General features: G+C 55.8%; 7 protein-coding genes and 1 tRNA gene. 7 read left to right on the forward strand and 1 reads right to left on the reverse strand.

Annotated elements, in window-relative coordinates; all coding sequences use genetic code 11:
- The 7 genes from rbbA (at nt 1) to JAO29_RS04640 (ending at nt 13,013) form a co-directional block, all read left to right on the forward strand.
- Complete coding sequence (gene rbbA / locus JAO29_RS04610; RefSeq protein WP_334267009.1) at nt 1-2,784, forward strand: ribosome-associated ATPase/putative transporter RbbA; 2,784 nt, start codon at nt 1-3, stop codon at nt 2,782-2,784.
- A gap of 2 nt (nt 2,785-2,786) precedes the next feature.
- Complete coding sequence (locus JAO29_RS04615) at nt 2,787-3,911, forward strand: ABC transporter permease (protein WP_334267010.1); 1,125 nt, start codon at nt 2,787-2,789, stop codon at nt 3,909-3,911.
- A gap of 525 nt (nt 3,912-4,436) precedes the next feature.
- Entirely contained in the window at nt 4,437-5,252 is an 816-nt protein-coding gene (gene ppk2 / locus JAO29_RS04620) for a polyphosphate kinase 2 (protein ID WP_334267011.1), read from the forward strand.
- Between the two features lie 115 nt (nt 5,253-5,367).
- Nucleotides 5,368-7,851, forward strand: a complete 2,484-nt coding sequence (locus tag JAO29_RS04625; RefSeq protein WP_334267012.1) for a phosphoketolase family protein — start codon at nt 5,368-5,370, stop codon at nt 7,849-7,851.
- 141 nt (nt 7,852-7,992) lie between these two features.
- A complete protein-coding gene (locus JAO29_RS04630) occupies nt 7,993-8,601 on the forward strand; it encodes a histidine phosphatase family protein (protein ID WP_334267013.1) in 609 nt (202 codons plus the stop codon).
- Nucleotides 8,602-8,706: 105 nt separating this feature from the next.
- Nucleotides 8,707-11,193 carry a glycogen/starch/alpha-glucan phosphorylase gene (locus tag JAO29_RS04635; protein ID WP_334267014.1) on the forward strand — a complete coding sequence of 829 codons (2,487 nt, stop codon included), beginning with the start codon at nt 8,707-8,709 and terminating at the stop codon, nt 11,191-11,193.
- Between the two features lie 620 nt (nt 11,194-11,813).
- The gene (locus JAO29_RS04640) at nt 11,814-13,013 is read left to right on the forward strand and encodes an acetate/propionate family kinase (RefSeq protein ID WP_334267015.1); all 1,200 of its coding nucleotides are present in this window, start codon (nt 11,814-11,816) and stop codon (nt 13,011-13,013) included.
- Between the two features lie 162 nt (nt 13,014-13,175).
- Here the strand turns inward: JAO29_RS04640 and JAO29_RS04645 are convergent.
- A tRNA-Phe gene (locus JAO29_RS04645) sits at nt 13,176-13,250 on the reverse strand.
- Nucleotides 13,251-13,518 lie beyond the last annotated feature (268 nt).

The following is a 13,518-nucleotide window of genomic DNA, read 5'->3' on the forward strand; positions in this document are numbered from 1 at the left end:
ATGGCAACAGTGGTTGAATATCCGGCGTTGCAGATCAAACCCGTCGCCTCAATTCGGGATGTCACACACCACTATGGAAAAGTGCTCGCGCTCGATCGAATCTCGGTCGATATTCCAACGGGGATCATGGTCGGCGTTATCGGTCCGGACGGTGCCGGCAAGTCGACGCTCCTGGGGCTGATGGCGGGATCTAAAAAGATGCAGGAGGGACAGATCGATGTGCTCGGCGGCGACATGAGGCAACAGCGGCACCGGCGCGCCGTGTGCCCGAAGATCGCATACATGCCGCAGGGTCTCGGCAAGAACCTGTACCTGGAGCTCAGTGTCTACGACAACGTGGACTTTATGGCGCAGCTCTTTGGCCTCTCCCCGAGTGAGCGCCCCGTTAAAATCAAAGAACTGCTCGATGCCACCGGACTCGGGCCTTTTGCGGATCGCCCTGCGGGAAAGCTCTCGGGAGGCATGAAGCAGAAGGTAGGGCTATGTGGAGCTCTGGTCCACGACCCGGATCTCCTCATCCTTGACGAGCCGACCACCGGCGTGGATCCGCTCTCACGACGCCAATTCTGGGCGCTTATCAATGATATTCGCAAGACTCAGCCGAGCATGAGCGTCGTCATCGCGACAGCCTATATGGATGAGGCGCAGCAATGGGATTGGATCGTCGCAATGGACGAGGGGAAAGTCCTCGCGACAGGAACGCCGGCTGAGCTCATGGAGCGCACGGGCTCCACGGATCTCGAGCACTGCTTCATCGGCCTGCTCCCGGAAGAAAAGCGAAAGGGCCATGTGGAGCTCGTGATTCCGCCACGCCCCGTAAGCGACAAACCCGAAATCGCCATCGAGGCGCACGGCCTGACCAAGCGCTTTGGCAGTTTTACAGCCGTCGATCACGTTAGCCTGCAGATCGAGCGCGGCGAGATTTTCGGATTTCTCGGTTCCAACGGCTGCGGGAAGTCGACGACGATGAAGATGCTGGTCGGACTCCTGCCTCCCACCGAAGGCACGGCGAAGATCTTTGGTAAATCGGTTGAAGCTGGCAGCATGGACGTCCGCCGCAGCATCGGGTACATGACGCAGGCGTTCTCGCTCTGGGGCGAGCTCACGGTGCGCGAGAACCTCGTACTGGATGCTCGTCTCTTTCACATCCCGCCCGACAAAGCCAAGGAGCGCATCGAGGAGTTGGTCGAGCGATTCGGCTTGGGTCCACATCTCGATGCGCTGGCCGATTCGCTGCCCATGGGCTTGCGGCAACGGCTCTCGCTGGCGGTAGCAGTGCTCCACGACCCCGTGTTGCTGATCCTCGACGAACCCACCTCGGGAGTCGATCCGGTTGCCCGTGACAGTTTCTGGGAACTCCTGGCCGATCTCTCTCGCAAGCAGGGTGTGACGATTTTCGTCACGACGCACTTCATGAATGAAGGGATGCGCTGCGATCGGATCTCGCTGATGAATGCCGGCAAGGTGCTCGCCTGCGATGCGCCGCAGAAGTTGATCGAGGCGCGAGGGGCCAAAGATCTCGAGGAGGCGTTCATCGGCTACATGGAAGACGGGATTGCGCAAGAGGCAACAGGTTCGACGAAGGCGAAGGATGCGAGCGGCGTACCTGCGGTTCCAGCGTCCACCAGTGCTCTGACACAGGAGAAGGCGGCGCTTCCTCTGCCGCTGCGTCGGCTGTTGGCCTATGCGCGTAACGAGGCGATTCAGATCATGCGCGATCCCATTCGGCTGACATTCGCCTTCCTGGGATCGGCACTCTTGATGCTGGTCTGTGGCTTCGGCATTACGACCGATGTTGAGCACATCAAAGTGACCACCTTGGATCGCGATCAATCGCAGGACAGTCGGACGTACATCGAGCAGTTCAGGTCGATACCCCGGTATTTCAACTGGCAACCGCCTACCTTCTCCGATGAGGATGCCTTGGATCGCATGCAGGCAGACAAAGTCGCGGCAGTGGTCGAGATCCCCCCTAACTTCAGCCGCGACCTGCGCCGCGGCAACACCCCTGACGTCCTGGTCAATATCGATGGCGCGAATCCCTTCCGCTCCGAGACAATCAGGGGATACGTGGAGGGGGTTCAGAGCGACCTTCTTGCAGACCCCAACAATCGGCTTCATCAAGGGCCGACCAAGTACGCTGCGAACTTCCAGGATCGCTACATTTACAACCCCACGTTCGAGAGCATCTACTCGATCGTGCCCAGCGTTCCGGCGATACTCCTCATCCTGATTCCAGCGGTCCTCATGACAGTCAGCATAGTGCGCGAGAAGGAGCTGGGCTCGATCATCAATTTCTACGTCACGCCGACAGGACGCCTTGAATATCTGCTTGGTAAGCAACTGCCGTATCTCGCAATCGCCATGATCAACTTCTTCATCCTCGTGACGCTTGCCTTGATCGTGTTTGGTGTCCCGATAAAGGGCAGCTTTCTGCTTCTGACGCTTTGTACGCTGATCTATGTCTTTGTCACAACAGGGCTTGGAATGGCGACTTCGACATTCACAAGTACTCAAGTCGCGGCCGTGTTCGTCACCGCGATTCTTACGATTCAGCCATCGATACAGTTCTCGGGGATGTTGCAGCCGATATCGACACTGGAGGGCAGTGCGCGCGTTGTAGGCTCCATCTGGCCCACCACCTACTACATGCACTCGAGCCTGGGCGCCTACACGAAAGGGCTCGGAGCCGATCTCATGTGGAATGACATGCTCGTTCTCCTCTGCTGGATCCCCGTGCTCCTGGTGGTGAGCATGCTCGGGCTGAAGAAGCAGGAGAAATAGCGATGGACTCACTCAAGAACATCTTCTGGCTCGCGCTCAAGGAACTCCGCAGCGTCCTGAGCGACAAGGTACTGGTGCTGTTCGTGCTTTACGCCTTCACATGGACGATCTACCAACAGGCGAGCGGTACATCGAATGAGGTCAACAATGCCTCCATCGCTTTCGCGGACGAGGACCAGACCGCGCTGTCGGAGGAGCTGATCAATGCATTCTATCCCCCTCGCTTTCAATATCCAGTGAGGATTCGAACCGACGAAATCGAGCGATCTATGGACGAAGGGCGCTTCATGTTCGTCGTCGTAATTCCGCCCCAGTTTGAACGCGATTTGCGCGCCGGACGTCAACCAGACGTCCAGGTGAACATCGATGCGACCGCCATGCAGCAGGCGGGCATCGGCGCTGGCTATATCCACAACATCATCACCCAACGTCTTTCAACCTATCTCAAGCGCACGGATGTCAACACCAGCGGCCCCGTGAACCTCGTACAGCGGAAGTTATTCAACCCAAACGGCGTCTCGGCATGGTTCTCGAGCATCGTGGCCATCATTAACCAGTTATCGCTGCTCACGATCGTGCTCACGGGCGCCGCGGTGATCCGCGAGCGCGAACATGGCACGCTCGAGCACCTCCTGGTGATGCCGCTCACGCCCTTCGAGATCGCGATGCCGAAGGTCGTCGCAAACGGTCTCGTGATTCTGATTGCCACGATGCTTTCAATGTTCCTCGTCGTCCGAATGGTCCTCAACGTTCCGGTCCACGGATCGATGCTCCTGTGGTTCGGCGGCGTCGTGTTGTACCTGTTCTTTGCGACGGCGCTCGGCGTGTTCCTCGGGACCATCTCGCGATCGATGGCGCAGTTCGCGCTGTTGATCGTCCTTGTGGTTATGGTGATACAGCTTCTTTCGGGCGGAGGGACTCCAGTCGAAAGCCAGCCTGGCTGGCTGCAGGCGATCACGTATTTCCTGCCGTCACGGCACTTCGTCAGTTTCTCGCAGATCATCATCTATCGTGGCGGCGGACTGGCAGCCGCGTGGCCCAACTTCGCAATGGTCGCGGTGATCGGGCTGGCGTTCTTCTCATATAGCGTTGCGCTCTTCCGCAAGTCGATCGCCGTGACGAAATAGAGGGTGAGTAGCCCAAAAAATTTCAGACCGAGCCTCCCTCAGAAGCATACGTGACACACCACTCTCTGGTGCTCAGGTCCATCAACACCGCAACGTCGCCACCAAATGGCCGGATGCATTGAAGCGAACGCAACATGCTAAGCCCGGTCGAGAAGTGATAGGCAAAGTCGGCACAACGATTAGAGCGGACTCCCGGTGAGCGAGATCGCGCCGACTAGGGATTTCCCGAATTGCCGGTCTGCAGGGGCTGGCGTAATGTTTCGATGAATAGCGATGACAGTCTGGGAATCTCTGATCGATTAGGCCCCGGTTTGTCCAGCAAGTCGAACTCACAACAGTCTCGATCGCAGCAACAGGCCAATTACTGATGTTCTTCGTCAACCCGCGTTGACCTTGCTTTCGGGGAGCTATGGCCGAACCTGCTCGCGTCGGTCGCGTTTGCGATTGTGCGGTTCCCGTTCAGCGCCTGGCGCTTGTAGAAGCAGTAGGGCTAAGGCGCAAGAAACTTCGTTATAGGGGATAGTCATGGCCGGACGAAAGAAAAGCAATGTCAGTCTCAAGCCAAAGCTGACACGGAAGGAATACGAAGGAGAACTCCAGCGGCTTCAGGCGGAACTCTGCCACCTCCAGGAATGGGCCAAAGAGAATCGGCAACGCATCATCATCATCTTCGAGGGTCGAGACGGCGCCGGCAAAGGCGGCACCATCAAAGCCATCACGGAGCGCGTGAGCCCACGAATATTCCGCGTTGTGGCACTACCCGCCCCATCCGATCGAGAAAAGAGTCAGATGTACGTTCAACGCTATATGCAGCATTTCCCAGCTGCGGGCGAAATCGTGATCTTTGATCGTAGTTGGTACAACCGAGCCGGAGTGGAGCACGTGATGGGTTTTTGCACGGAGAAGGAACATGCCCGTTTCCTCGAACTTTGCCCGCTCTTTGAAAAGTACGTAGTAGAAGGCGGTGTCCTGCTTTTCAAGTTCTGGCTCGAGGTGAGCAACGAAGAGCAGGAGCGGCGGTTTCAGGCCCGCATCGAAGATCCGTTGCGCCAGTGGAAGCTAAGCCCGGTGGACTTGCCTTCCCGCGAGCGCTGGTATGACTACTCGCGGGCGCGAGACCAGATGTTGGACGCCACCGATACCAAACAATCCCCCTGGCATATTGTTCGGTCCGACGACAAGAAACGTGCTCGACTCAACTGCATCTCGTATCTCTTAAGCCTGATTCCTTATAAAAAGCTCCCACGGAAAAAAGTGAACCTGCCTAAGCGTTCGTCAAAGCGCGCTTACGATGATCAAGCATCGCTCAAAGACAGAAGATTCGTTCCCGAAAAGTATTGAAATTCAGAATAGATTTCAGGTGCTCTGGATGGGCTCTCCCCTTGTAAACGACCTCTAAACTTCCCTTGCCAAAGCAGAGCCGGGAAAACCTCACTTCATCGTCCATGGAGGATATATGGCACCCGTAGCAACGGCCGCAACTGTAAAGACGCCTATAAAGAGTGAACCTGTGAAGCCTTTGAGCGCATATGGTCCAGCACGGGCAACGGTTTCAGAAAGACCTCTTAGCGCCAACGAACTGCGCAAGATAAACGCCTACTGGCGCGCCTGTAATTACCTGACGCTCGGCATGATCTATCTCCAGGACAACGCCCTCCTGAAGGAACCCTTGAAGCCCGATCACATCAAAAATCGACTTTTGGGCCATTGGGGATCGAGCCCAGGACTGTCCTTCATCTACATCCATCTGAACCGGCTGATCAAGAAGTACGACTTGGATGTGATCTTTCTTGCGGGACCGGGACATGGCGCTCCTGGGGTTCTCGGTCCCGTTTATTTAGAAGGATCCTATTCGGAAATCTATACGGATAAGAGTGAAGACGAAGAAGGTCTGCGCGCGTTCTTCAAACAATTTTCTTTCCCCGGTGGCATTGGAAGTCATTGCACACCGGAGACTCCCGGCTCCATCCACGAAGGGGGCGAGCTTGGGTACGTGTTGTCACATGCCTGTGGTGCTGCTTTTGATAACCCGGACCTGATTGTCGCCGCTGTCGTCGGGGATGGCGAGGCGGAAACCGGGCCTCTGGCAACCTCCTGGCACATCAATAAATTCCTTAACCCTATCCGGGACGGTGCCGTGCTGCCGGTGCTGCACCTTAACGGCTACAAGATCAACAATCCCACGCTGCTTTCGCGCATCAGCCATGAAGAGTTGGAACACTTCTTCCTGGGCTCCGGCTGGACACCTTACTTTGTGGAAGGATCGGATCCGGAGAGCATGCACCAGGCGATGGCGGCCACCGTGGAGCAATGCGTTTCGGAGATTCGCAAAAACCAACAGGCGGCGCGAAGTACCGGAAAGGCTGAGCGTTTCCGGTGGCCGATGATTGTGTTGCGAAGTCCAAAAGGATGGACCTCTCCTGAAGAAGTTAATGGCCACAGGCTAGAGGGCTACTGGCGTTCGCACCAGGTGCCGATGGCAGACGTTAAGAGCAATCCCAAGCGGTTGCATGAGCTCGAGACATGGATGCATGGCTATAAGCCGGAGGAGCTTTTTGATCAAAACGGAACCCTGATCCCAGACCTGAGGGAGCTTGCACCGACAGGACCCCGGCGCATGGGATCAAACCCTCACACTAACGGAGGGCATATCAAGAGGGACTTACGTCTTCCGGACTTCCGGAATTACGCCATAAAGTTCGATGCCCCCGGGACCATCGAAGCAGAGAACACTCGTCCTTTAGGGGCATTCCTCCGGGATGTAATGAAGCTGAACATGAAAGGCTTCCGAGTCTTCGGGCCGGATGAGAACTCATCGAATAGGTTGCAGGACATCTACGAGGTAAGCAAGAAATTCTGGATTGAAGACTACTTCCCCGAAGATGCGGACGGCGGCGAGCTCAGTCCTGACGGCCGAGTCTTGGAAATGCTGAGTGAGCATACCGTGGAGGGAATGCTCGAGGGCTATCTTCTTACAGGACGCCATGGTTTCATCTCCTCCTACGAAGCATTCATCCATGTCATCGATTCCATGTTCAATCAGCACGCGAAGTGGCTTACCATCGCGAACCATCTTCCATGGCGCGACAAGATTGCATCTCTGAACATGCTGGTCACCTCCACCGTGTGGCGGCAAGATCACAATGGATTCACACATCAGGATCCCGGCTTCCTGGACGTGGTCCTGAACAAAAGCTCAGCAGTGACGCGGATTTACCTTCCTCCCGACGTCAACTGTCTCTTGTCTGTTGCGGACCACTGCCTGAGGAGTGAGAACTACGTCAATGTCATCGTCTGCGACAAGCAAAAGCATCTTCAATTCCTCACGATCGATCAGGCGATCACTCATTGCACTAAAGGAATCGGCAGGTGGGAACCGGCGTGCAATGATCAAGGCGTCGAACCGGATCTGGTAATGGCATCAGCGGGCGACATCCCCACACTGGAAGCTTTGGCAGCCATCATGATGTTGCGTGAAGCGTTTCCTGACCTCAAGATTCGATACGTCAATGTGGTTGATCTTCTCAAGTTGCAACCCAGAACAGACCATCCCCACGGTCTGTCGGATGTAGATTTCGATCTACTCTTCACCACGGATAAGCCGATTATCTTCAATTTTCACGGGTATCCCTGGCTCATTCATCGTCTGACTTACAGCCGCACCAACCACCAAAACCTGCACGCCCACGGCTATCGAGAAAAAGGCAACATCAATACTCCTCTGGAACTTGCGATCGAGAATGAGATCGACCGCTTCACCTTAGCCATGGACGCGATCAAGTACGTTCCCATGTTGCGGAAAATCGGAAGCGCAGCGTCAGATAGATTCCGCAACGAGCAGATTGCTTGCCGGGAATACGCGTTCAAGCACGGTATTGACAGACCTGATATCGTCGGCTGGAGGTGGGCGCCGGATGAAAAAAGCACTCAAACCTCATAGGTGAAAGTGGTTGGACAAGGATCGCGATCGGCGCGTTCAGTTCGCCGCCCAAGGGCTGGAAGTGCGCCTTACTAAAGGCAGCATTCAACCGCGTGCGTTCCGTCCTCGGCGAACCGCACTCTTCGTAACGGAGATACGTTTATGAAGCAGCAGCTCCAAATTGTTTATGTGGCCAGACATGGCGAAACCGCTTGGAGTTTGACGGGCCAGCACATTGGACTTACGGACCTGCCGCTCACGCAGTTTGGTCATCAAACCGCCCTGCGTCTCGGCGAACGTCTCAAAGGGATGAGTTTCGCAAAAACCTTTACTAGCCCTTTGCAGCGCGCTCGCCAGACGTGCGAACTGACGGGTTTCGGCACTTCAGCCGAGATCGATCCCGACTTAGTGGAGTGGGATTACGGACAATACGAAGGGCGCCGGGGAGTCGACATCCGTGCCGAGCGACCAGATTGGAACTTGTTTCGCGATGGTTGCCCCGGGGGTGAAACGCCAGCAGAGGTGAGCGCCCGCGCGGACAGAGTCGTTAGCCGGGTACGCACCCAAGAAGCAGATGTGCTGCTTTTCACGAGCGGGCACTTTATACGTGTTCTGGATTCGCGGTGGCTGGGGCTCGAACCGACGGCCAATAGCAGGTATTTCATGTTGAGTACGGCGAGTCTCAGCGCGTTGGGATACGAAAACGATCTTTCCAGGCCGGTGATTCGCTTTTGGAACGATACCCATCACGTCGATACTGGGCTGGGTTAGCGGCGCACGCCTTTGCATGCAGATTGGGACGCAAATGGATCCAATTCCGAACGGCGGTTCATTTTGAGCTGAGAAAGGTAGGCTCCCATGAGTACAAAGAGTGTTATGGCGACAGAACCAAATGCACAGATAAGACCGGCTGAACTTCTCAAGCAATACGGCTGTGGCCCCATTCAGTTTACGGGAGATGACGGACTGTATGAGCGCCATCTGCTGTTCGACAACGTAACGGATCTTGAGGCAGTTCGCGCCCGGGAGCAATACGAAGCCTTTGCTCACTCCGTACGAGACGTTCTCTCCCAGCGATGGCTACTCACGCAGAAAACCTACGAACGCGAGAACCCCAAACGAGTCCACTATCTCTCAATGGAATTTCTCCTTGGCCGCTCGTTGGCCAATAATGTCACCAACCTCATGCTCGATCCGCTCGTGACCCAGACTGCAAAACAACACAAGGTCGATGTGCTCCCCTTGCTGGAGCAAGAGCCGGATGCAGGTCTGGGAAATGGCGGACTCGGCCGGCTTGCCGCATGCTTCATTGATTCCATGGCCACCATGCAGCTTCCTGCAATTGGCTACGGCCTGCGATACGAATACGGCATCTTCAAACAGTCTCTCCAGGACGGCTGGCAGCATGAACAAGGAGACAAGTGGCTCCGCCGCCCAGACCCGTGGGAGGTGGTTCGTCCCGATGAAGCAGTGAAAGTAAAGCTGAATTGCTCTTTTCAAATGCAGGGAGGGACATTCCAGGCAGTACCGGGACGGCCATCAACACTGCTCGGCATCCCCTATGACCGGCCCGTTGTGGGCTACGGTGGAAAGACGATCAACACGCTACGGCTCTGGTCGGCAGCCGCGTGCAACTCCTTCGACTTCCAGGAATTCAGTAGTGGGGCCTTTGCTGAGGCTCTGGCCGACACGTTGGCAGCTGAGTCTCTCACTCGAGTTCTTTATCCCGATGACTCCACCAGCAAGGGGCAGGGGCTGCGTTTTCTGCAAGAGTACTTCCTCGTTGCGTGTTCGCTGGCCGATCTGGTCCGCCGCTACCGCCTCTCCAATACTGACTGGAACACGCTGGCGGACAAAGTGGCTATCCAACTCAATGACACCCACCCGGCCATGGCCGTGCCCGAATTGATGCGGATCTTGCTCGATGAAGCGCAGCTGGGCTGGGACCAGGCTTGGGACCTTACAAAAAAATCCCTGGCGTATACCAATCACACGCTACTGCCGGAAGCTCTGGAGAAATGGCCGCTCGAGTGGTTCGAGACGATGCTCCCGCGCCACCTGGAGATCATATTAGAGATCAATCGCCGCTTGCTGGACGACGTTCGGAGCCGCTTTCCGGGTGACGGACAACGCGTCGAGCGAATTAGTTTGGTCGAAGAGGGGGGCCAGCGAAAGATCCGTATGGCGAACCTGGCAATCGTAGGATCACACAGCACCAATGGTGTGGCCGCGATTCACTCTGAGCTGTTGCGGAAAACGACGGTCAAAGAGCTGGCTGATCTTTTTCCCGAGCGTTTCAACAACAAGACCAACGGCGTCACGCCGCGGCGTTGGTTGTTGCTCGCGAATCCTGTCCTGGCCCAGACGATCACTGAGGCAATCGGCGACGGCTGGATCAATGATCTCGATCAACTAAGCAAACTCCGACCGTTCGCTGAGAACGAAGCATTCCGTCACGCCTTTCTCCGCGCAAAGCGTAATGCCAAGTCTCAATTTGCCGCTTGGCTCAAGGCCACGTCGGGCCATGTGGTATCTGTGGACAGCATCTTCGATTCGCAGGTAAAACGCATTCACGAATACAAGCGGCAACTACTTAATGCGCTGCGTGTGGTAGTGCTTTACAACCGACTGCGAGAGAATCCAAACCTTGAGATGACGCCGCGCACATTCTTCTTCGCCGGGAAGGCAGCGCCCGCCTACCGACTGGCCAAACTGATTATCAAGTTCATCAACAACCTTGCCGGGACGATCGATGGTGATTCCGTAGTGCGCGGGCGTCTCAAGGTGCTGTTTCTGCCCGAGTATTGCGTTTCCCTTGCGGAGCGCCTGATTCCAGCCAGTGACGTATCCACTCAAATCTCCACTGCGGGTTACGAGGCCAGCGGTACCAGCAACATGAAGTTCATGATGAATGGCGCACTGACAATCGGCACGCGCGACGGCGCGACCATCGAAATGGCCGAAGCAGCGGGCGAGGAGAACTTCTTCCTGTTCGGCCTGACCGCTGAACAAGTCGCTGGTGGGCGGGGATCGTATAGTCCGCACTGGCACTACGAAAACGAGCCCGAGACTCGAGCGGCCTTGGACTTGATCTTCTCAGACCATTTCAGCCAAAACGAGCCAGGGATCTTCGCGCCACTCCGCGACACGCTCCTAACGAGCGGAGACTTCTATATGCATCTGGCGGACTTGAAGGCTTATCTGGAGGCTGACCAGCGGCTAGTGGATCTGTATGCTCGCCCGGAGGACTGGGCGCGCAAAGCGATCTTGAATATTGCCGGTTCCGGCAAGTTTTCAAGTGACCGCACGATACGGGAATACGCGACGGACATATGGGCGGCGAAACCATGTCCGGTGCCATGAAGCTCCCGTCATCGAGTCGTCAATCGGCGTGATGTTGGCGATCGAATACGTAAAGCACGCCGCTTACGCAGATTCGCGTTTTTAGGGCTGTGCTCTTTAAGCACGATCATCGAGATGAGTTGCTGAGCAGGACCGGAGGATATTGCAGAGCTGTTTGTCATGGTCATTGCTTGACCCAGCTACCAGCTCATCGCAGCGCCTACGTCGGGAATGCAATCACAGCAACCGTTTGGCAATTATTCTCTACATTCTAGTTCACGGTACTGTAAGTCGGATTGGGAAGAGGGCTAATTGGAAAATAACTCATGGCTGAGATAGACGACCATCCTTGTAGCACTCATGCTAATGCTGTGACAGAGATGTAGTTATTGAAGGGTTCCGGGAGCTGGTCACCGATTGGTAGACCTAGGGTTTCCCCCAATTGTCGGAGTAAATCGATCCTGTCAGGCTGAATTACTTTGCCTTGCTAAACAACTCAGTTTTCTCGCCAAGGCAGACAGTGCGGGTCTGATCCTCGGCGCACGGGTTCCCGTGATTCTCACTAGTCGGGCCGATAGTGTGCGGTCTAGAATTGCAAGTTGCGGGGTCGCCATGCTGGTGGCTCATGCGCGAATGGGGCAGTGAGCAAACCTGTGGCAAACGATTTCGCTCTCGTACTCAACGCCGGTTCGTCGAGCCTGAAGTTCTGTGTGTATCGACTGACAAACTCCGGCAAATGGGAGCTCGATGCTCGCGGCCAGATTGAAGGCATCTGCGTGGCTCCACGGCTTTCCGCGAACGACGCCAATGGCGCCAACCTCGCGAATGACCATTTGAGTGACGAAGTTTGTGACGGGCGTGCCGCCCTTAATGTGCTGGCTGACTGGCTGCGGGCCAGATATGGCGGCAGTCGAGTATTGGGAGTTGGTCATCGCGTCGTTCATGGGGGAACGCGATTCCTAAGCCCGACGATTGTCAGCCAGCAGGTCCTGGGAGAGCTTCATGAGCTGATTCCGTTGGCCCCATTACACCAGCCGTACAATCTGGCAGCCATTGAAGCAGTTTTTGAGCGCTTGCCCGGTGTGCCGCAAGTTGCTTGCTTCGACACGAGCTTTCACCACACCCTTCCGGCAGTTGCTGCGCTTGTTCCTTTACCAAGGGATATGTGCAAATCTGGTTTACGACGCTATGGATTTCATGGTCTGTCTTACGAATATGTCGCTTCCGTCATACCTGAGTTGGCGCCGGAGCTTTCTAAGGGACGCGTCATTGTCGCCCATCTCGGGAGCGGGGCCAGCTTGTGCGCCCTGAATGGGGGCAAAAGCGTTGACAACAGTTTAGGCTTTACGGCACTGGATGGACTCTGCATGGGGACAAGGACGGGTGCGCTCGATCCTGGTGTCGTGTTGTATCTCTTTCAGACCCTGGGCCTATCTCACAAAGAAGTAGAGTCAATTCTCTATAAGAAATCGGGCTTACTCGGAATTTCCGGCATCAGTAGCGACATGCGCGACCTCCTTGCCAGAAACGAGCCAGACGCGCACCTTGCGGTAGATTACTTCGTCTATCGGGCTGCCAAGGAGATCGGTGCCCTCACCGCGGTACTCGGAGGCATTGACGGACTGATATTCACCGCCGGTATAGGAGAGAACTCAGCAGAAATCCGTCGTCGAATCTGCCAGTCGAGTTCGTGGTTGGGCATTATCGTAGACGACGAAGCGAACGCCGCCAATGGTCCGCGCATCTCTTCCCCACAAAGCAAGGTGTCGGTGTGGGTGATCCCGACTAACGAAGAATTCGTGATTGCGCGGCACACTGGTTTGCTACTCGGATTGAGATAAGCACCGGTCATGCTGACAAGGGCTTGTTCTTGAATCGCTACTCTTGGGTGGGGGAACAATACGGGAACGTTGTGAATTGAATCGTCTCAATCATTTAGCGGGTAGAGCGGAATGGATCTCGGAGGAAAGGGACGGAATTTTGCCTAATCCATTCATTCTAAATGGTGGCCAGAGACGGGATCGAACCGCCGACGCCGGCCTTTTCAGGGCCGCGCTCTACCACTGAGCTATCTGGCCTTGGCAATGTTGCAAATGCCTCGTTCGGGGTTGCCAAGAACACCCGAGGCTTACGTCTGTCGCATCAACCTTTTCAGGGGGAGCTTTGCTGCCGACGAAGCCAGCAGTTCAAACGCAAAGTAAGTATAGCAACCCGGAGGCATTCTCTCCAAACTGTCCAGAACAGCGCTGCTTGAGGCGTGAGGCGCTATCCTGTTTCAGAGCCAAATCTTCTAAGGAATCTCTCCATGCCTCGTCCATGCTCCAGCTTGGTCCTCGCGCTTTCTTT

This window comes from Edaphobacter sp. HDX4 (assembly GCF_036877565.1).
In the GTDB taxonomy this organism is placed as follows: Bacteria; Acidobacteriota; Terriglobia; order Terriglobales; family Acidobacteriaceae; genus Edaphobacter.